This is a genomic window from Marinoscillum furvescens DSM 4134, from assembly GCF_003386095.1.
Classification (GTDB): Bacteria; Bacteroidota; Bacteroidia; order Cytophagales; family Cyclobacteriaceae; genus Marinoscillum; species Marinoscillum furvescens.
In genome coordinates, this window is sequence record NZ_QREG01000015.1 from 41,663 (window position 1) to 60,983 (window position 19,321).

The following is a 19,321-nucleotide window of genomic DNA, read 5'->3' on the forward strand; positions in this document are numbered from 1 at the left end:
GTCCCCTCTCAAGAGGGGAGTTGATTGTGCATGGTTTGCCGGTATTGATGAATTTTGGTGTGCTGAGTGTTGATGAATAATTGACAATATCCTCCAGAGTGATCAACTTCACCTGCTCTGAATTACCTGTAAAAGCTAGTGTATTCAAGCTGACTATGTACCGATGTTCCGCTCTCAAGAGGGGAGGAGGAGCGTAGAAAATAGGCGCTCGATATAATAGGCAGTAGGCAAAGAGCAAAAGGCAAGATTTCAGAGATTAGACTTTAGACCAAGGGCAATAGGCAAATTTTACGCCCCTGTTGGTCTTGTGACCAACAGGAGCGATTTCATGGTAATAGGCAAAGAACAGTAGGCAAATGGGGAAGCAGTCACCGTGAGCCTGTCAGCCTGCCGGAGTTTACGCAGGCATGGTCGAATGATAAGACTGCTGGAAGATACAATAGGCAATAGGCGAAGTAGTAGCGATAAACCTTGAAGGTTTTGAAAACCTCCAAGGTTTGGTGCAGGACGTATTAACACACCCCTTTTATTCCCCTCTCAAGAGGGGAGTTGATTGTGCATGGTTTGCCGGTATTGATGAATTTTGGTGTGCTGAGTGTTGATGAATAATTGACAATATCCTCCAGAGTGATCAACTTCACCTGCTCTGAATTACCTGTAAAAGCTAGTGTATTCAAGCTAACTATGTACCGATGTTCCGCTCTCAAGAGGGGAGGAGGAGCGTAGAAAATAGGCGCTCGATATAATAGGTAGTAAGCAAAGAGCAAAAGGCAAGATTTTAGACATTAGATTTTAGACCAAAGACAATAAGCAAATTTTACGCCCCTGTTGGTCTTGTGACCAACAGGAGCGATTTCATGGTAATAGGCAAAGAACAGTAGGCAAATGGGGAAGCAGTCACCGTGAGCCTGTCAGCCTGCCGGAGTTTACGCAGGCATGGTCGAATGATAAGAAGATACAATAGGCAATAGGCGAAGTAGTAGCGATAAACCTTGAAGGTTTTGAAAACCTCCAAGGTTTGGTGCAGGACGTATTAACACACCCCTTTTATTCCCCTCTCAAGAGGGGAGTTGATTGTGCAAGGTTCGACGATATTGATGGGTTTTGGTATGAAGAGTGGTGATGAACAATTGGCTATTTCCTCCAGAGCGGATCAATGTCATCTTAATCTAGATTACCTGTAAGCTAGAAGTAAACAAACTAACTATGCACTCATGTTCCCCTCTTAAGAGGGGCTAGGGGTGTGTTGGCGGTATGAAATAAAACCACTATCTTTCATCAACACTACCCCACTTACCGTGTGAGAAGAAAGATTATTCCATACAATCCTCACCTTAAAGAATTGGCCAGGTTGCTGCGTAATAACAGCACCAAATCGGAGGTCATGCTGTGGAGATACCTGAAGGGTAAGCAGATGAAAGGATATGACTTTCATCGACAGAAACCGCTGCTCAATTATATCGCTGAATTTTATTGTGCTGAACTGTCTCTGGTAATAGAACTGGATGGGTGCTCACATACTTTTGAGGAGGTACAAGAGAAGGATCGGATTAAGGAGGAGGAGCTTGCATCCGTCGGGGTGAAGGTTCTCAGGTTTGAGGACAAAGAAGTGTTCACAGATATTCATAATGTCCTGCGGACCATTGAAGGGTATATTGAGGAGTATGAACGGTAACCCTCTTTAGTCGGGCGCCCCTTGCCGAGCGCCTATTGCAGGACGTATAGACACACCCCTGGCCGGGCGCCCCTCAGTCCCCTCTCAAGAGGGGAGTTGATTGTGCAGGGTTTGACGATATTGATGGGTTTTGGTGTGAAGAGTGGTGATGAATAATTGGCTATTTTCTCAAGTGTGATCAACTTCACCTGCTCTAAATTACCATTGGCAGAGTAGATTTTAGATAAAAGACATTAGACCAAAGACAATAAGCAAATTTTACGCCCCTGTTGGTCTTGTGACCAACAGGATCGATTACTACGAGCCCCTCATTGCTTAGCAAGGACCGCTCAATGTCCAACAAGCGGTGTTCAATGCTTAGCAAGGACCTCTCAATGTCCAACAAGCGGTGTTCAATGCTTAGCAAGGACCCCTCAATGGATAACAAGGACTGCTCAATGACCAACAAGCGGTGCTCAATGCTTAGCAAGGACCTCTCAATGCTTAACAAGGACCCCTCAATGGATAACAAGGACTGCTCAATGACCAACAAGCGGTGCTCAATGCTTAGCAAGGACTTCTCAATGCATAACAAGGAGCCCTCAATGGATAACAAGGACCTCTCAATGCTTAGCAAGGACCCCTCAACGCTTTGCAAGGACCTCTCAATGCTTAACAAGGACCTCTCAATGCTTAGCAAGGACCGCTCAATGCACAACATGAGTCATTTGGATGTTTTGGTTTTATATCAGCTGCTAGGCGCTGATTATTAAATGGATATAAAAATTAGAATAAAACTGTTTGGATTTTATAAAAAATGCTATTTTAGATAACTGATTCATAGTATTCACCTAATAACCATTTTACAAAATGACTAGAAATCAAATCAACCGAAAGGAAATGCAGGAAACTGTAGCTGCTTACCTCAATGAACACGCACCGATCTGGAATGCCACTCCGATGATTGTAACTTTCAAAACTGAGCTGGACAATGTCAATGCCGCTATAGATGCGGTATCTGCCTCCCAGATGCAGGCGCAGGTGTTTTTGGGTAAAACCAAAAGCCAATTGAAAAAGGTGGTAGCCCAGAAGGCCGACATGCTCAATGATGTGATAGAGGCCTATGCCGGAGTGGAAGGGGACGCCAAGCTAGAACAACGCATGGGAGCCAGTGCCACGGAGCTGTTTAGAGTAAGCAATGAGGATTTTAGCAAAACCATCTCGGAGATCATCACTGCAGCGAATGACCGCATGGAGGAGCTGGTGCCGTATGGCTGCAGTGAGGCCATGGTGACGGACCTGATGAATGAGCTGGATGACTACCTGGAACTACACGGACAGCCACGGATGTACCGGATTCGTTCGTCTCAGGCTACGGAAAGTCTGGAAGCGCTGTTTGACCAGGCCCATGAGCTGCTAGACAAACGCCTGGATAAGGTGATGAAGGTCTTTGCTACCCGCAATGCGACCTTTTACAAGGGCTACCTGGCAGCACGCATGATTGTAGACTAGGTAAATGACCGTATGACGGTGACATTGTTTGTTTTATTTGAGAAGAAAAGAGCCCGAGCAATCGGGCTTTTTTTGGTTTAGGTTGCCTGGGTCTTTAGCTATTTAGTGCCTAAAAAAGACTGGACCATTTCATGGATGCCCTTATGAAGATCATGAGGGGGAGTGAAACCCGTGACTTCCCTGCTTTCAGAGGCATCTATACGGATGGAGCCAAACAGCCGCTGGTGGAGTTCCGGTTTTTTATTGGCTATCAATTTTCTTAGTATGCTAGGGATAGGTACGAGCATAGGTCTTCGATAGCCCATGGCTGTTCTGATATGTGAGATCAGTGCTGTGGTGGAGGGAGGATGTTCTTCATTGATGAGATACGTGCCACTTTTCGGATTTTCAGCTAAATGCAACATGAAAGCAATGAGGTTGTCTACATGCACCATGGCGCGCTCGTTGGTAATGTCTCCAAAGGGTAGGGGAATGGGTTTTTTAGCTAGCTTCATCAAAGAAAGCAGGTTGCCTTTAGCTCCAGGTCCTACGATGAGCGGAGGGCGAATGATGGATACAGTAAAATTTTCGTCTTCCAGTTCTTTCAAATTGTGCTCTGCGGCAAGTTTAGAGGCTCCATAGGCATCATTGGGCTGGCATGGGGTTGCTTCTGTGATGGTATTGGTTTGCAGAGTTTCATCTCCATAAACCTTGATGGTGCTTAGAAAAATAAAGTGTTTTACTCCCTTAGTTTTGGCATGTTCTGCAAATTCTAGGGTGAGGTGGTGATTAACGTCATGGTATAGCGCGTCTGGTGTAGGCTCCATGCGGTGAGCGATGCCAGCTAGGTGGATGACTGTAGAAATACCGGATAGGTCTATGGCTCCTACGTCCTTGTTTTGTAGCGAGGTAGTTTGGTAGGAGACGTGATCAGGGGCAGTAGCTAGCATTCGGGTGCCTACAAACCCAGAGGCGCCTGTGAGGAGGATGGTCATTTGGTGAAAAAGTTATCTTTTTACGTATTCGAAGACTTTTTGGAAGTACTTCAGGCTCAATTTAAAAAGGTTCGTGGTAATCCCATTCTCAGCACATGCTCGAATAATTTCCTGATTGAGTAATAGCCGACTTTTCCAGGATTCATTACTGAGTCCACTTGGTGACATGTTGCTAAAAACGTTGATGGTTTCCACATCTTAGTTTTGCAGAGGGGTGGTCTGATAGAATCTGAACTAGGGAGCTGAAGCTAGCATTCGGGTGGCTACAAACCCAGAAGCGTCAGTGAGCATTGCTCACTGGTCTATGTGATACAATTGTTATCTGTAAATAACGATTCATACTGCTGAGACATCAGTGTTCCGGGGCTAAAATGGGTTTGGGCATATTCCTTATTGTTATTTCCGATTTCATGTATTGATTCTTTCGATGAAACTACCTCCAAAAGTTTTTCGACCAATTCATCCGATTGGCCATGTTCTACGGTTATGTTTCCTTTTAAGTTCTCTAAAATATCCTCAACATGTGAAGGTTTCGGACCGATGTAAATAATCGGTTTCCCAATAAATAAGGCTCCATAAATTTTGTTTGGATGGGTGTATCCTACCTGCCCATCACCCATTATTACCACTTGAATATCAGATGAACCCAGTGAATTGTGAATATTTTCTCTTGGTTGAAATGGCAACTGAATAATGTTTGATAGGTTATGTTTTTCCCTAAAACTCGAAACATCTTTTTTTCTCACACCACCACCAACGAAAGCAAACAGAAACCTGTCGTCACCTCTAAGCGCCAATGACGCTTCTAGCAAAGTGTCAAGAGGGTGGACATACGAATGATTTCCTGAGTACATGACGACAATCTTGTCTCCGAAATCGTTTTCAATTCTAAAGGGGTTATTCAACCTATCTCCTTCATAAATTTTGCTCATGACTGGCCAAACCGGGTGAACCACTATCGTTTCAGGTTTAATCCCTCTTTGCTCCAGGTAAGCTTTCATAAACCGATCTAATGCAATTGTTCTTTTTGAATGTTTGATACTATAGTTGCTTAATCGTAATAGTGTTTTCGAAATAAATGATCCTTCTGTAAGTAAACCTGAACTAATCGAGAGTTCGGGTTGTAAATCCATGAGCCAATAGTATAACGGAATGCGTTTGACTTTAGCTACTAATATTCCTAGTACCGACAACATCGGAGGAACAGAAGTAACGAGGATTAAATCGTGATTTTTCTTTTGAAAAAGAAGTTTGAGAAAGATGCTTAAATAGAAACTAGCAAAATCAACTAACCTGGATATCTGGTTTTTTTTTCCAAAGCGTGTTTGATTTACTCTCCTAATCTGAATTCCATTAAATACTTGATGCTTTTTGAACCTGGACCTATTTTCGTCATAAGCATAACTGCTTGTGAGCACATTTACATCATGTCCTTGTTTGGACATGTACACGGCAAAATCAGTAAGGTGCTGTGATACAGAAACTGTATCTGGATAAAACACCTGGGTGAGTACTAGTATTTTCAAACTTTAAGAGGCTTCTTGTTCTGTACTTGACTAGAAATCCAATCGAATGTTAGTTTCATTCCATCCTGCAGAGGCATCGATACCTCCCAGCCAATTTTTTCTCGATATAGTTTATTGTCTGAATTACGACCTTGAACACCTAAAGGACACTTAAATCCATATTTCTGCTCGAATTCTTCGCCTTCAATATTATAGATAGACAAATCTTTCCCGGAAACATCAATTGCAATCTGTGCCAATTGATTTAAGGTCACCATTTCTTCAGAACCAATGTTCACAGGACCTTGAAAATCGGATTTCATAAGTCTTCTTACAGCTTCAACGCATTCAGTGACATAAAGGAAACTTCTAGTTTGTTTTCCATTGCCCCATACTTCGATTTCACCTCCTTCCTCTGCTTCAGCTACTTTTCTAATCATTGCTGCCGGAGCTTTTTCTTTGCCACCGGTCCAGGTACCCTGAGGCCCAAAAATATTATGAAAGCGAGCCACGCGAACATCGAGACCGAAGTTTCTATTAAAAGAAAAGAAAAGTCTTTCACTGAATAATTTTTCCCACCCATATTCAGAATCAGGGTTAGCCGGGTATGCCGATGATTCCTCACAATTGGGGTTGTCAGGATCCATTTGATTGTGCTCAGGGTACATACAGGCTGAAGAAGAATAAAAAACCTTTCCAACTTTCTTTTTAACTGACTCTTTAGCAACGTTTAGATTGATCATGGCAGAATTGTGCATGACATTTGCATCGTTGTTGCCAGTAAAAATATAACCTGCTCCACCCATATCAGCTGCTAATTGATATAATTCATCACAGTCTTCAAAAATGACAAGTTCAACTGCTTTAGGGTCGGTGAGATCACATTTAATGAACTCATGACAAATTTCTTCATGAGGGAAATATTCATGATGTTTAATGTCAGCGATTCTTACAAAGTATCCCTCTTCTTTTAGTTTTTTACCAAGGTGACCGCCAATAAAACCACCTCCACCTAAAACGATTGCTTTTTTCATATCTTTATCATTTTTTATATCTATTTTTCGAATCTTCAAGACGCTTTTCAAAACTAATTAATTTAATGATTTCGGATACTAAAAAAGTCGCCCATAAGAGAAATGATTTGTCCTTACTTCTAGTTTTGGCCATGCTCTTGATCGTGAATTCTCATTTGGAACAATACTATCCATTTCCATGGCTTGCCGGGGGGGGGTTGATTGGGAATGCATTATTTCTGTTTGTATCCGGATACGGTTTGATGAAGTCCTGGTCAAACAAAAAGCGTTCTTTTATAAACTATTACTCCAGGCGATTTCGACGTATTTATCCGACACTGATCTTTTCTCATATTCTATTCAGTATTTTGTTTTTATCTAATTGGCGCGAGTGGGCACCGATGGACTATGTTCGCTACTTGATTCTTGCGGATGGATATCACTATATTCAAAAAGTAATGGTTTTTTATGTAGTGTTTTATGTCATCGCTAGACAAAAGAACAATGCCACTTATTTCAGGTATCTCAAAAATGCATTGGTATTTTTGTTTCCATTATGTTTTTATCTGCTAGCGCAAAATGGTGAGATTACAAATTTTGGTAGCATTCCACCTATAGCCAGCTGGCTGTTCTATCTTTTGGTATTTACACTAGGTACGATACATGCCACGGGGAATGGTAACAAATCCTTCCTTTCATCGCCCTTTTGGTTGTTGTTAATTGTCCCAGTAATCACCTTTCAATATTACATTGTTAAAACACAGTCTTACTTATTAACACCGGTACTATTTTTGCTTCTCACCTTGACTCTGAATAGTTTTTTAGTCACTTTTCAGCAGATTTTCAATAAGCTACCCGAAGTTTTTGTGGCCATTACGGATAATCTATCAAAATACACTTTGGAAATTTATATTATTCACTTTATTTTAATTAGGGAATCGGCCTTGCATGAAATTGTATTTCCTATCAATATTCTTGCGTTATTAGGATTGTCGTTAATTGGAGCTTTAGTCGAGAAGTATTTTTTGACTCGATTAAGTGATCTTGTCAAACCAAATTGTAAAATACAGACTGTAAAATCTTTAAGTTCTAATAAAAAACGTTAATTCTGCTTTTCTTGTGAGAACCATTTCGCCGTTTTATTGATGCCTTCCATGAAATCAACAGGTAGTGGCCCTGTTATTTTTTGCAGTTCATCTGTATTGAATTGATATTCTGTCAGGATGTTATTAAGCCTAAAGCTATTAAATGGGGATGGTAAACCAAGAACCTTAGTTAGATCACCCAATTTGGCCAGTATTGAGGCCAACCACAGAGGTAAGGTTATAGGCTTTTTACCACCTACACTCAGCGCTAATTTTGTGGTGTATTCTCGTAATGAAAGGGGGGTGTAATCAGCGAGGTAGAATGTTTTCTTATGCACCTGCGAAGATTCAGCTTCCATAATTTTGATATATTGAAAAGCTATGTTCTCTACAAAAGAATAGCTTTTGTAAAGTGGTTTGCTACTGCTGTGAAAGTAAAGTCTTTTTTTCAATAGTCTTAAAAAACTCAGGTAATGTTCATTTATATAAGGTCCCCATACTGTGGTAGGTCTTACCAGCACCCAATCCGTAGTATGCTCATAGTTTCGAACATGTTTTTCAGTTATTACTTTGCTTTCTCCATATGGAGTAGTTGCAAAGTAGTCTGTGTCATATTTGGGGACATATCCTGCTTTGCAGACGAGCATCGAGCTAGTGTATATGATCCTGTTCAGATTTGGTAGAGTGGAGGTTTGCTCCACAAGGTTTTTTACAGCAGTGGTATTGGTTTGATATTCGTCCACTGACTTGCCGTTCAGGTCAATTCTAGCTGCCAGGTGGATAATATAATCCGGGTCTTCTGTGCTTAGGATGGAGTTGAATTTATCATGATCATTGATGTCGCACAGGTAATGCTTAGTTGGTTTAAAGTCCTCATCACATTTGTGCCAATCAACACCTATTACAATATAAGCTCTTTTTAAAAGTGCTTTGGTGAGCGCTCGGCCTATAAGTCCGGCATTACCGGTTACTAATACTTTTTTCATTTTACCTCAGCTTGTTTAATGACGTTAAGCCAATTTGTTCGGTAGTTGTCAAGACTAAACTTTGTTGTGCTTTCATCTAAGCTTTTTTGAGCAAGAAGTTTAGCTTTATCTGGTTGTATTGTTAGCTCTTTTAATTTAGTTGATATGGATTCTACATTCACGTTATCCAGGAGTATAGCATTGTGTGGATTTAAAAATGACGTTATTTCACCTACTTTTGATGAAATAATGGCACAACCGGATGCCATTGCCTCAATTAATACTAATGGTTGTGATTCAACAGGAAAAGTTGAAGGGAACACAAAAATATGGGCCTCTTTAAAGAGCTTTTCCTTGGCTGCTCCTTTTGCTCCATTTATCCAGGATACTTTTAAGTTGGGACTGCTTTTATTTATGTCTTTTATTGTTCGTTTAATCCAATCTTCTTTATCCCTTTCATCTTTGAACTGAGTGCAAAATTTAGTGGAGACTAACGGACCGCAAAGTGTCGCCTCGACTGGAACTTTCACATCTTGCGCGAATTTTTGTAATGCTTTTAAGTATAGCGGAAATCCTTTAGACTCTATGAGAAGGCTTAAATGTAGAATTTTTAGAGGAGTAGTGTGTTTCCATTTCTGAGCGAACTCTTTATTTGGGATATAATTAACCTCGCATGGATTGTTAATGACTTTTACTGCAGAGGAAGGTATTCCCATTTCAATTATTGCTCGTCTAACAGTAGGTCCTGTAACTACTATGAAGTTCGATTTTAATAAAAAGAATTTAAATGTTCGAAATAATAGGCTTTGATTTGACCAGTTTAAGAATTCATTCCCATGTAGAGTAGTGATTTTATAGCTTGATTTTTTAAAATAATGAATTATTAAATGAGGAATTCCCAAACGTATTAATGAAAAGAATGATTGGCCATGCCCGAAACAATAGATGTTTGTTGTTGAGGTCACAGATTTAAAAATCTTCACCCAAAGGACTAAGATTTTGATCAGGGATTTGAATGCTGTAATCCGATTTGATCTATCAATCGCTGGGAACTCTGTTTGATTGATATTAATGTCCATAGGACTGTGATCAATTACTTCTTTTATTTTGGCAATTGCAGTTGTTTGACCAGAGAATCCTAAACTACCACAATAGATTACCTCAACTTTAAAAGTCATATAAATTGAAGTTATACTGATTTCTAAGTTTAGAATAGTAAATATTAAGCTCAGAACTGAATTGGGCTACTCCATCCCCCGCTTGTCCCTTACGTGCAAAAATAAATTTGTTATCAAATCCGTATTGAAAGTATTTTTCACTTTTTTCTTGTGCTTTTCTTGTCTTTTCAATGGAGGAAAGCTCTACAGCTTCTATTACATCCTCTCTGGAAAAAGGAAGTTCGAGTGTTTGAACGAGCTTAAAGAATGTTTCCGTTTGGTCAGCTATCAATTCTTCGTATTTTATAATTAATTCAGCCTTATCTACCCATGACTGGTAAAATCTCATGTATTGCTCTAAGCCAAATTCTTGAGAATACACAAGGTCTTTTAAGTCACCAGAAAAGCCAAAGGCTTTTTTAGCATTGGCATAATGTAAATAGGAATACATTGTATCTCTAGGATCACGAGCAAAGAGTATTTTTTTATTTTTCTTGAAAAAGCTACGATAGGGTTGGTGGGTTTTGATGATTCTAGGGACATTTTGAAACGGCCATCTTTTGAATAAGCTTTTATTTCCGAACTCTGGCATGGTTTGATTAAGCTCATCAAAGGTGAAATCGTTTGATTTATCCCGGAAAAGGTTATAGAAAAATATTCGAACCCAGGTGCTTCCGGTTTTGGGGTGAAAGGCGAATATGAGATCATCTGAATTTAAACTAGCCAAACTCCTTCCCCATAAATAGGCTTTTGCTCCGATCCAAATGGGATTGTATTTTCTAAATTGATATGAAGTTTTCATTTTGTACGTCTTTTGTTAAGCCAATCGATAGTTGGGGCAATCCATTTATTCATTTCCTTTAGTTCTTCTTGAGTTGCTGATTGGTATCGTTGGCCTTCGCGAACGGAGCGGTAATTCTCATGAAAATAGGTTTTGATTTCATTCGTTTTTGATATACCTGCAAATTTTAAAATTTGATCTAACATATCTTCATCCAGGTCTTCAAGACGGACTTCCAAATATTTATCGTCAGGTAATTGATCTCCAGCATGACAAGCACATTCAACGCAATAACGCCACTGAAGAGACGCAACCCCTAAAGTTCCTATAGCTTTCTTAGTCGCCATCAATCCCGGGAAACGTGGACCCCAAGGGACCTCTTTTAATCGTGCGGGTAATGGTAATGCCCTTTTTAGAAATTCGGACACGTAGAATGGTACTTGGTTATAAGATAGTTCTTTCAATCTTTGTTGAAGAACAGTTGTTTTAGAACCAGTTCGATTATAAATTATTCCTGACCGAAAATTGTTCCAATAATCTCTAATTGAAAGTGAGGAGTCATAACCATTTCGAATAATATGGATGAATTTCGCTTCGGGTATAATTTCTTTACAGAACTCTAATCGCAGAGCATTAGAAGGTGTTTTCTCTACTAAAATACTTCCTTGTTCTGCAAGTACCCAGCTTGCTAGCTTTTTTCGAATGTGTTTTTTAATCTGAGGGGTAATATCTGAGGGAGAAAGGCAATCACTTTTTCGGTCGTTTCCAAATTTCCAAAGTGTTCGAGGTTCTTTGATGTGAACGGATGCTGGGTGTGCCTCCAATATTCTTGCTAATACACTAGTGCCCGATCGAGGTGCACCGATGACTATTATAGAATTTTTTAAGGCATTATCAATTTGTTGATCAGTCATTCGTGTTAATTCTATATGTGGATTTACTCCATAAGTTCTTTATTTCACCATCTTTTGGTCTATTGGTTTCAGGAAGTTTAATGAGGACTTCTCTTGTTTCTTCAATAACAGGTGCGTATAACTCATGGAGTTTATCAACCATGTTTTTTGAGATTTTAGGTTTTTTGGACATTCCTAGATAGACAGCTGTTTGATTCATGTAATTGGCCAGCTTCGCAATAGGTTTGATGTTTGCAATTCTTTCGAACTGGAGTAGTAATGAGAGATGGGCGTTTTGTTTAGGTTTCGAATTTAAAGAGGTAGGAACATATTTATCATCTACTGCCAAAGTTTTATAAAGCCCTTTAATTACTTCTTGTGGTGAGTTTTGAATTAGTTCAAAAAGTGTAACGTGAAAGCTTTCTGGGCCATATATTGAAGTATACTGTTCAATTTGGCCAGAATAGCAACCCCGTTTGACTATCTGTTCGTAAATGTTGTTTTCAAATTTATCTGGAAATCCAGGACGTGCATCTAAAATTGGTTCAAGTCCTTTTTCTAATGAGCTCAAAGGGAGCTCTTTTCTCCTAACATACCAGTAATACGAGGAAATCGCTCGTTCGATTGGGTGTCGAAGAGATGCTATAAATTTAGTTTGATCGTGAACAAATGGACGACAAGCCTTAGCAGAATGGGAATCATATAAATAGTCTACTGAAATGTCACCTTTAAGGGTTCCAACCTTGGTGTCTGATTCAGGGAACCGATTAAAAAACCATTCAGGACCTTGTTCATTAAATACCTTTCCTCCAATATATCCCGGCTCATATTTTTTTCTCGGAACTACAATAGAAGGATGTTCACTTAGGCAATAATACAACCAAGAAGTTGCACATTTTTGAGCACCAATTACGATGAAGTCAAGTTGATTTTGAATCATTATGGTTTAATAAGAATTATGTAACGGTAAATACTGGATATTTACGTAGTACAAATTTTGAAATGATTATCGTCGGAATTAATACCTGTAAGGTGCCCACAATTGTTTGGCTTAAGGTACCTCCAAAAAATAAAGTTGAAAGATTCACAGCAAGAATTAAATATATCAATAGTTTATCTGGCTCCACAAAATTTCTATTAATTCTATGTTTTTGAAAAATAATTCCAAAGATGTAACCGAACGGATACATTAATAGAAACCCTAAGTACCCAAAATTAATGAAATTCTCAGCGATAATTCCCGGAGGAACCCCTGACCTGCTTTCCATTTTAAAAACGTTACTTCCTATATCTTTCGCAATGCTAATAGCTGGCTTGTTTTTCCAGACAGCACGAGGAATTGGAGATACAAGCCAAAGGAACAGGCTTTTCCCGTATTGAAAGGGTAATTCTTTAGGAGTTTCATTGAGGACAATTCCTGTTCTCGAAATTCCGAGGAGGTTTCTATTCACTATTATTTTTTCTACAGATTTCGCGAGGGTGGATTCCTTTCCTGACTTTTCTTCACGTAGTTTAGTCATAAGAGAGAATACAAGAATTATAGATATAGATCCAGTGACAATTAGCTTTAAAGAAAGCTTTCGATAGGCGTAGAGAATTATAGCAATATTTAAGGCGAACGTAATTAATGCGGTTCTACTACTTACAAAAAACGCAAAAAATGAACTTGTCATAAAGGCCAGAATCAATAAGCTGATTCCCAGTGGGCCAAGTTTGCGACGTGAACTTAGTCGGTATACTATGATTAAATAGGTTGCTATTTCACTCAAGGAGGCCAAAAGTCTCAAGTAGCCCATACTCGAAGCGTACTTAGAGTCGTCTAAATTTTTGTACCTCTTTTTGGACACATCACCCATTATTGCCTCGGTATTATCTATGCCAATTTCGGTAAGAAAAAAGTACACTCCGATAAATGCTAAAATCACAAGACAGATAACTGAAAACCAGAGTCTTTTTACATTCCAGTTAATTGATAAATAATTTGTGGATTGACTTAAGTTTTTCTCCGCATAACTATATCCTACAATAAAAGGAATAAAAGATAATACTATCCACAACGCACCAATGACAAACGTATCATAAGAATGACCAAACAACAGAAAAGACTTTACATCTGTGGAGTTCGAGTATACCATATAATATGCCCGAGCTAAAACTGACAAGTTGGTAGTTATAAAAAGAATGAATATTGGGTTGAGAAAGTGAAATCTTTTTGGAGTTAAATACATTACTAAAGTGAGTTGTATTAACACCGCAAATATGAGGAGGATAGAAGGATATCCTTTCCAGAATATTAATTCAACGATTGCGAGAATTGTGATAGTAATAATATAGACAAGTCGAATTAGCTTGACCATATCAAGAATTGGTTATCAGCTTCAAAGTAAGAATGAATAATATACTTTGAATGGTTACTCCAAGGTAAAATACATTCATGTAAATATTGTGAAAAACACGTTTAACAAATATTCCTGTTATCGTAAACTGGAGGAGGTAAGTTATTATAGTGATATATGCACAAGCATAAATACCATATTTAGGCACAAAAACAATGTTTAAACCTAAGTTAATCAAGAATATTATGATGCTTATTTGAGATATTAATTTGGCACTGTTTTGATAAAGTAATAAGCCAATCAATGCTATACTCAAAGATTGAAAATACATGCCGATAACTACTATTGATGTAATTCTTAATGAATTGGTGTATTGAGATAATGATTCGAAAGAATCAAATATGAATTGTGAGATTAAAGGAATACCGGAACATAGGAGGAAAATGATCCATGAATAATATATGAAGACCTTGCTATTGGTATAGTGCTTATGCTCATTTTCTAGAGTCTTGTACAGTTTGGGCCTCCAGGCGTCTCTTATCCCCATTGCTACAACAATTATTATTGAAGCAATTTGATACCCAACGCTGTATATAGATAGGGCCTCCAGATCAACGAATGATTCAAGTACTAATCGATCAGCCATATTTAGACCCCAAAGCGCTAAACCAAAAGGTAATGAATGTAATCCAAAAGCTATCGACTGTTTTTCCTCCTTAATTTTCTTTATTTCGGAAACCTTCAACCTGAGAATCAAGTGAATATTATATAGGGTTAAGACTACTAATTGTATTACAACTATTTCTGTAACTCCACCCTCTATTAACGCTACATAAGTGGCAATAAGTAGCGTGATAATTAGAAAACGCAAAAAAGTATAAGATCTATGTTTTAAAGAGGATTCTTCTGCAATAAACTTATTTTCAATTATTAGAAGGTTGGATTGCAAAAAACCAATTAGTACAGCTAAGCACGTATGTACCCACCACACTTGAAAATTCAAAAAATAGCATAGAGGGAGAATTATAAGGATTACCAAAATGCCTACCACTAGCTTATAAACAAGAATGTTGCTGTAGTATGATTTATTTGATGTATTCATTCCTATCCTTTGTATTGCAGCCGGCAAACCAAAAGACAAAAGGTTAGTCATCAATGCAATTATTGCTTCAAGAACAGCTAGTGAACCAATTTCTGATTTATTTAAATAAATTATATATAATGGGAGAAGTAGAAATTTCGATCCTTTGGTAAAAAGTGTTCCTAAGATGTATATTGCAGAATTTGTTCTAAGGGACTTAGGCATTTCTAAAAGTCAAAAATTTCGAAGGGACACCGCCTACGATGCTATTAGGTGCAGAATCTTTATTAACGACCGATCCAGCAGCAATGATTGATCCAGAACCTATTGTCACTCCCATAAGAATAGTGGCTCCCCTTCCAATCCAAACATTTTCACCAATTGATATTGGTTTGGTCGTTGATCCCTGTGATTTAATCGGAATTTGAGGGTCTTTGAAATTATGTGAAGTGTCAATCATAGCGACATGAGGAGCAATAATCGTATTCCTACCAATAAGAATTGAATCGTTAACAATTACATAACAATTGTCATTAAGGTTTACTCCATTTGACAGTTTTAATTCACCACAGCCTTGAATACATAACCCTTTATTGATAACACACTTTCCATCAATGGATATTTTTAAGTTACTTTTTTTGTTGTATCGAGGTTTGATAGAGATAGTCCCTAAGATCTGAGTATGGAAAGGTTGTTTAATGTCAAATAGAGGATGGAAAAAATAATACATGGCTAGAATTCTTGCTTTAATTCTTTGCAAGCCTATGATAAACACTGTGATTATTCTACTCATACTTATCTATTCTTGATAGTAGCCTGATCCATAACCCCCATACCCATAGCTACCGTAACCATAGCTGCCATATCCGTACCCGTAGCGGCGTGAGCCTTTTTTGAAGTCTATGCCATTGTATACAATGCCCATGTTGTGAAGTAGCTGCTTTTCACGCAGTTTTTCTACATGGTTTAGCGCTATTTTCGGGGTTTTCTGGTGGCGTACGACGAAGAGCACACAGTCGGCATGCTTGGCCAGCTCGAAGCCCTCAGAGACGAGCCCTACGGGAGGGGAGTCAATGATGATACAGTCGTAGCGGTCTTTGAGGGTGGCCATCATGTCGGCAAATGCTTCACGCAGAATTAATTCGTTCGGATTGGGCGGCACGGGTCCGGAGCTGATAAAGTCGAGGTTTTCCACCGAGGTGTGGTGGATCACCTCTTTGAGGTTTTTGTTGCCCACCAGTACGTTGCTGGCACCCACGTCATTGCTGACTCCAAACGAATCAAAGATCTTGGGTTTGCGCATATCTAGTCCCAGCAGAATGGTTTTCTTGCCTGTCTTGGCCATCATGATGGCTGTATTGATGGAGTTGAAGGTTTTGCCATCTCCAGACCCGAAGGAGGTGAGCATGATGGTTTGGATGGGCTTTTCCGTAAGGAAGGTTAGTGAGGCTCTCAGCGTACGAAATCCTTCGGCCACTACGGAGCGCGGCTTTTCGGCCATGACCAGCTCGGTGTCGTGATGGCTGAGCCCAATGGTGGTGAGCAGTGGCAGGTCGGTTTTCTTTTCGATCTCTTGAGCGCTCTGCACGCTGGTGACGAAATAGTCACGAAGGATCAATACCACGATGGGAATAAACCCACCGAAGAAAATGCCCAGGGCGTAGTTGAGCAGTTTTTTTGGTTGTGTCTGTTCGTAAACGAGTGGGGGGTCTATGATTTTGGAGCTGGCCACGGCACTGGCTTTTGCTATGCCTGATTCGGCACGTTTTTGCTGCAGGTAGACGTACAGGTCGTCGTTGAGGTTGAACCGTCGCTGGATGTTGAGCAGCTGGCGCTCACTGGCGGGCAGTCGGTTGAGTTCGCGCTCCGTATCTTCTATTTGTAGCTGCAGGTCTTCCTTCAGGATGTTGGTGGTGTTGCGCAGGTTGCGTACGTTTTCGCGCATGGCTTTGAGCACGGCCTGTATTTGTGCTTTGAGCTGTTTGACCTGTGGGTTGATCTCTGAGGCGCTGCTTTCCGCCAGTATGAGTTGGTTTTCCAGCTCGTTCAGCTGCAGTACCAGGCTGTTGAGCGAGGCATCCGAGATGCCGGCTGTAGAGGGGCTCACCACGCTGCCTGTAGGGTTGGTGGTGTTGAGGTAGTTGAGCAGATATTCGTAGTAGCTCAGTTGCAGATCTGTGTTGGCGGCTTCCTTTTCCAGTTCCTGCAGACGGGTATAGATGGCTACTCCTTCCTGGCTGATGTCCAGTATTTTGTTGTCGGAGCGAAAGTTTTCCAGTTGCATCTCTGCTGAGTACAGCGCATCCTGTATGTCGGTGAGCTGGTCATCAATGAAGGCAATGGTTTTGGTAGCTGTTTCCATTTTGAGCTCCAGCTCGCGGTGGATGTACAGGTTCATGAGTGTGGCGATGATGTCCTGTGCTTTTTTGGCCTGTGCCGCTTCTTGTTTGATCTCTACAATGGAGGCGTCCTTATTGAGTGACGCAATGGTTATGTTTTCTTGCAGTTCTTTGGTGAACTCTTCGGTGTTTTGGATTTTGATGCGGAAGGTAGTGCCGATCTGTTCTTGCCAGTTGGTTTCCGGGTTTAAGCGAATGCTTAGAGTAAGTTCTTCCGTGGTTAAAGGTTCGCCGGGTTGGTAGGTGATTTCTTCCTGGTCGCCCAGGGCTTTTGGCCCACCTTTTAGGGTGAGCGTCAGGTCTTCATTGACTTTTGCGAGCAAGGTAATGGGCTGGTGGTCGGCGGGCCTTTCGGCGAATGCCACTAATAGAGGAACATCTGGCCCATAGAGTTCACTGTCTCGTACGTTACCCAGCTTTTCGATGGTTACGAATAGGGCCAGGGAGTCTACTACTGCCCGTGTGAGGGAGTAGCTTTTGAGGATGGCAATTTCATTTTCGATGTTGACACTGCTGGCGAAGAAGTCGAGTTCTTCCATGACAGCTGCACTCATGTCCTGCTGATCTTCATCGATCAGGAGGGAGCCTTTTACCTGGTATTTAGGTGTTTGGTAGCGGTTGACCAAAAAGGCTACTGCCAGACAAACAAAAACGGACAAGAGGATCCATTTCCAAATGCCTAACAGCCGGAAAAGAAACCCTTTGATGTCGATGGTTTCTTCTTCTTCAAACTGAATAAACTGCTGAGGTGCAGGGGTACGCTTTTCCATTACTTGAGGTTATTCAGTGAAACAATGACAAGAAGTACGGAGGACACCACGGAGAGCAGGCTGGTAAAAGTCTGAAATCCAGTGACGCCCACGCCGGAGCCAAACTGGCGTACGGGTAGGGGCTCGAGGTAGAGCTGGTCATTGGGGCGAATGAAGTAAAATTCGGAACTCATCAACGCTTGATCGGTCAGGTCGATCTGGTGTACTTTGCTGCCTTCCGGGTATTGGCGGATGAGGATGGCTTTTTCGCGATTCGCTAATACTGTAAGGTCACCGGCATTGGCGATGGCCTCAAAGATGGTGACATGCGACTGGAGTATGGAGTATCTTCCCGGGCGGTTGAATTCACCCAGCGCGCTGTAGCGAATGCCTCCGAGACGAACCTGCACGTAAGCATCGGTGATGTATTTGCGGATCTCTGTTTCTATTTTGCTTTTACTTTCTGTAAGCGTTAGGCCTTCGATATTTACACCACCCACAAGTGGTAATTCTACTTTACCAAAACTGTTGAGTGGAAAGCCAGACATGTAGTTGATGTCAGCTGCACTGTTGGCAAGCCCGCCTACATTATTGGGAACCTGTGCAGGTCTGAAAATTTCTCCAATGGTCGGGTTGGAGGATTTTACATCGATGTTGATGATGTCTCCTTGCTGAAGCTGATAGTCAGGGTAGGAGATGTCTATGAGCTCATCGTAAGTGATGGCATCCAGGCCTTTGTCCTGTAAGTAGACGACTTTATGATTCGGAATGCAGGAAGCTAGAATACCCGTAAGTATTAGAAGAGGTAGGTATTTACTCACAAAAAGTTAGTGTTTGGCGTACTCGAATTTTTAGTTAATCTATAGCGAAGCGAATATAATGAACAATTAGGAAGAAAGAACAAAGATGGGGAGAATAGACGGAAGATGCTAGACTTTAGATTTAAGACAAAAGATCTGAGATGCTAGACTGTAGACATTAGATAAAAGACGCAAGAAAAATTAGGCTATAGACAAAGGGCAGCAGGCAAGACTTTAGACGGGAGACTTTATATTAAAAAGTAAAAGTAGGCAATTGGCAAAGTACAGTAGGCAAACTCGGCAGCAGTCATCCTGAGCCTGTCGAAGGATAAGACTGCCTTCTGTGCCACTATTGAAGGATAAGACTGCTGTTGAGTAGACAATATGCATAAGTAGTAGGCAAAGAAGTCGCAGATA

Annotated in this window: 17 protein-coding genes; 4 read left to right on the forward strand and 13 right to left on the reverse strand. The window is 40.5% G+C overall.

What is annotated here, in order from left to right:
• Positions 1 to 1,300: 1,300 nt before the first annotated feature.
• The 3 genes from C7460_RS15315 (at position 1,301) to C7460_RS15325 (ending at position 3,166) form a co-directional block, all read left to right on the forward strand.
• Positions 1,301 to 1,675 (forward strand): endonuclease domain-containing protein, encoded by a 375-nt coding sequence (locus C7460_RS15315; protein WP_115869001.1) that lies wholly within the window; start codon positions 1,301 to 1,303, stop codon positions 1,673 to 1,675.
• Positions 1,676 to 2,028: 353 nt separating this feature from the next.
• Positions 2,029 to 2,427, forward strand: a complete 399-nt coding sequence (locus tag C7460_RS15320; protein WP_147302975.1) for a hypothetical protein — start codon at positions 2,029 to 2,031, stop codon at positions 2,425 to 2,427.
• Between the two features lie 97 nt (positions 2,428 to 2,524).
• Complete coding sequence (locus C7460_RS15325; protein WP_115869003.1) at positions 2,525 to 3,166, forward strand: hypothetical protein; 642 nt, start codon at positions 2,525 to 2,527, stop codon at positions 3,164 to 3,166.
• Between the two features lie 98 nt (positions 3,167 to 3,264).
• Here C7460_RS15325 and C7460_RS15330 read toward each other — a convergent pair whose 3' ends face one another.
• From C7460_RS15330 to C7460_RS15340, 3 genes are all read right to left on the reverse strand, one after another.
• Positions 3,265 to 4,140, reverse strand: coding sequence for an NAD-dependent epimerase/dehydratase family protein (locus tag C7460_RS15330; protein WP_115869004.1), 876 nt, complete (start codon positions 4,138 to 4,140; stop codon positions 3,265 to 3,267).
• A gap of 302 nt (positions 4,141 to 4,442) precedes the next feature.
• Positions 4,443 to 5,666, reverse strand: a complete 1,224-nt coding sequence (locus C7460_RS15335) for a glycosyltransferase family 4 protein (protein WP_115869005.1) — start codon at positions 5,664 to 5,666, stop codon at positions 4,443 to 4,445.
• Positions 5,663 to 6,679 carry an NAD-dependent epimerase/dehydratase family protein gene (locus C7460_RS15340; protein WP_115869105.1) on the reverse strand — a complete coding sequence of 339 codons (1,017 nt, stop codon included), beginning with the start codon at positions 6,677 to 6,679 and terminating at the stop codon, positions 5,663 to 5,665. The genes C7460_RS15335 and C7460_RS15340 overlap by 4 nt, the downstream gene beginning before the upstream one ends.
• 65 nt (positions 6,680 to 6,744) lie before the next feature.
• Here C7460_RS15340 and C7460_RS15345 point away from each other — a divergent pair, with 65 nt between their 5' ends.
• Complete coding sequence (locus C7460_RS15345) at positions 6,745 to 7,764, forward strand: acyltransferase family protein (protein ID WP_115869006.1); 1,020 nt, start codon at positions 6,745 to 6,747, stop codon at positions 7,762 to 7,764.
• Here the strand turns inward: C7460_RS15345 and C7460_RS15350 are convergent.
• The 10 genes from C7460_RS15350 to C7460_RS15395 all read right to left on the reverse strand — a co-directional run bounded on the left by C7460_RS15350 (position 7,761) and on the right by C7460_RS15395 (position 18,925).
• Positions 7,761 to 8,729 (reverse strand): NAD-dependent epimerase/dehydratase family protein, encoded by a 969-nt coding sequence (locus tag C7460_RS15350; protein WP_115869007.1) that lies wholly within the window; start codon positions 8,727 to 8,729, stop codon positions 7,761 to 7,763. The genes C7460_RS15345 and C7460_RS15350 overlap by 4 nt on opposite strands.
• The gene (locus C7460_RS15355; RefSeq protein WP_115869008.1) at positions 8,726 to 9,886 is read right to left on the reverse strand and encodes a glycosyltransferase family 4 protein; all 1,161 of its coding nucleotides are present in this window, start codon (positions 9,884 to 9,886) and stop codon (positions 8,726 to 8,728) included. The genes C7460_RS15350 and C7460_RS15355 overlap by 4 nt, the downstream gene beginning before the upstream one ends.
• Positions 9,876 to 10,667: a sulfotransferase domain-containing protein gene (locus C7460_RS15360; RefSeq protein ID WP_115869009.1), complete on the reverse strand. Its 792-nt coding sequence runs from the start codon at positions 10,665 to 10,667 to the stop codon at positions 9,876 to 9,878. Before C7460_RS15360 ends, C7460_RS15355 begins: the two co-directional genes overlap by 11 nt.
• Positions 10,664 to 11,560, reverse strand: a complete 897-nt coding sequence (locus C7460_RS15365; protein ID WP_115869010.1) for a sulfotransferase family protein — start codon at positions 11,558 to 11,560, stop codon at positions 10,664 to 10,666. Before C7460_RS15365 ends, C7460_RS15360 begins: the two co-directional genes overlap by 4 nt.
• The gene (locus C7460_RS15370; protein WP_115869011.1) at positions 11,553 to 12,479 is read right to left on the reverse strand and encodes a sulfotransferase domain-containing protein; all 927 of its coding nucleotides are present in this window, start codon (positions 12,477 to 12,479) and stop codon (positions 11,553 to 11,555) included. Before C7460_RS15370 ends, C7460_RS15365 begins: the two co-directional genes overlap by 8 nt.
• Positions 12,480 to 12,495: 16 nt before the next feature.
• On the reverse strand, positions 12,496 to 13,767 hold the full coding sequence (locus C7460_RS15375) for an oligosaccharide repeat unit polymerase (protein ID WP_221409543.1): 1,272 nt from the start codon (positions 13,765 to 13,767) through the stop codon (positions 12,496 to 12,498).
• Between the two features lie 130 nt (positions 13,768 to 13,897).
• Positions 13,898 to 15,181, reverse strand: coding sequence for a lipopolysaccharide biosynthesis protein (locus C7460_RS15380; protein ID WP_115869013.1), 1,284 nt, complete (start codon positions 15,179 to 15,181; stop codon positions 13,898 to 13,900).
• A complete protein-coding gene (locus C7460_RS15385; RefSeq protein ID WP_115869014.1) occupies positions 15,174 to 15,749 on the reverse strand; it encodes an acyltransferase in 576 nt (191 codons plus the stop codon). Before C7460_RS15385 ends, C7460_RS15380 begins: the two co-directional genes overlap by 8 nt.
• 6 nt (positions 15,750 to 15,755) lie before the next feature.
• Positions 15,756 to 18,125 (reverse strand): GumC family protein, encoded by a 2,370-nt coding sequence (locus tag C7460_RS15390; protein ID WP_115869015.1) that lies wholly within the window; start codon positions 18,123 to 18,125, stop codon positions 15,756 to 15,758.
• Positions 18,125 to 18,925, reverse strand: a complete 801-nt coding sequence (locus C7460_RS15395; RefSeq protein WP_245986393.1) for a polysaccharide biosynthesis/export family protein — start codon at positions 18,923 to 18,925, stop codon at positions 18,125 to 18,127. Before C7460_RS15395 ends, C7460_RS15390 begins: the two co-directional genes overlap by 1 nt.
• Between the last annotated feature and the right edge of the window lie 396 nt (positions 18,926 to 19,321).

What these genes read in the sequence shown, in the direction of transcription:
- C7460_RS15320 (WP_147302975.1), top strand. Translation starts at nt 2,029, where the DNA reads ATGCTTAGCAAGGACCTCTCAATGTCCAACAAGCGGTGTTCAATGCTT.
- C7460_RS15325 (WP_115869003.1), top strand. Translation starts at nt 2,525, where the DNA reads ATGACTAGAAATCAAATCAACCGAAAGGAAATGCAGGAAACTGTAGCT.
- C7460_RS15330 (WP_115869004.1), bottom strand. Translation starts at nt 4,140, where the DNA reads ATGACCATCCTCCTCACAGGCGCCTCTGGGTTTGTAGGCACCCGAATG.
- C7460_RS15340 (WP_115869105.1), bottom strand. Translation starts at nt 6,679, where the DNA reads ATGAAAAAAGCAATCGTTTTAGGTGGAGGTGGTTTTATTGGCGGTCAC.
- C7460_RS15345 (WP_115869006.1), top strand. Translation starts at nt 6,745, where the DNA reads ATGATTTCGGATACTAAAAAAGTCGCCCATAAGAGAAATGATTTGTCC.
- C7460_RS15350 (WP_115869007.1), bottom strand. Translation starts at nt 8,729, where the DNA reads ATGAAAAAAGTATTAGTAACCGGTAATGCCGGACTTATAGGCCGAGCG.
- C7460_RS15355 (WP_115869008.1), bottom strand. Translation starts at nt 9,886, where the DNA reads ATGACTTTTAAAGTTGAGGTAATCTATTGTGGTAGTTTAGGATTCTCT.
- C7460_RS15360 (WP_115869009.1), bottom strand. Translation starts at nt 10,667, where the DNA reads ATGAAAACTTCATATCAATTTAGAAAATACAATCCCATTTGGATCGGA.
- C7460_RS15365 (WP_115869010.1), bottom strand. Translation starts at nt 11,560, where the DNA reads ATGACTGATCAACAAATTGATAATGCCTTAAAAAATTCTATAATAGTC.
- C7460_RS15370 (WP_115869011.1), bottom strand. Translation starts at nt 12,479, where the DNA reads ATGATTCAAAATCAACTTGACTTCATCGTAATTGGTGCTCAAAAATGT.
- C7460_RS15375 (WP_221409543.1), bottom strand. Translation starts at nt 13,767, where the DNA reads ATGTATTTAACTCCAAAAAGATTTCACTTTCTCAACCCAATATTCATT.
- C7460_RS15380 (WP_115869013.1), bottom strand. Translation starts at nt 15,181, where the DNA reads ATGCCTAAGTCCCTTAGAACAAATTCTGCAATATACATCTTAGGAACA.
- C7460_RS15385 (WP_115869014.1), bottom strand. Translation starts at nt 15,749, where the DNA reads ATGAGTAGAATAATCACAGTGTTTATCATAGGCTTGCAAAGAATTAAA.
- C7460_RS15390 (WP_115869015.1), bottom strand. Translation starts at nt 18,125, where the DNA reads ATGGAAAAGCGTACCCCTGCACCTCAGCAGTTTATTCAGTTTGAAGAA.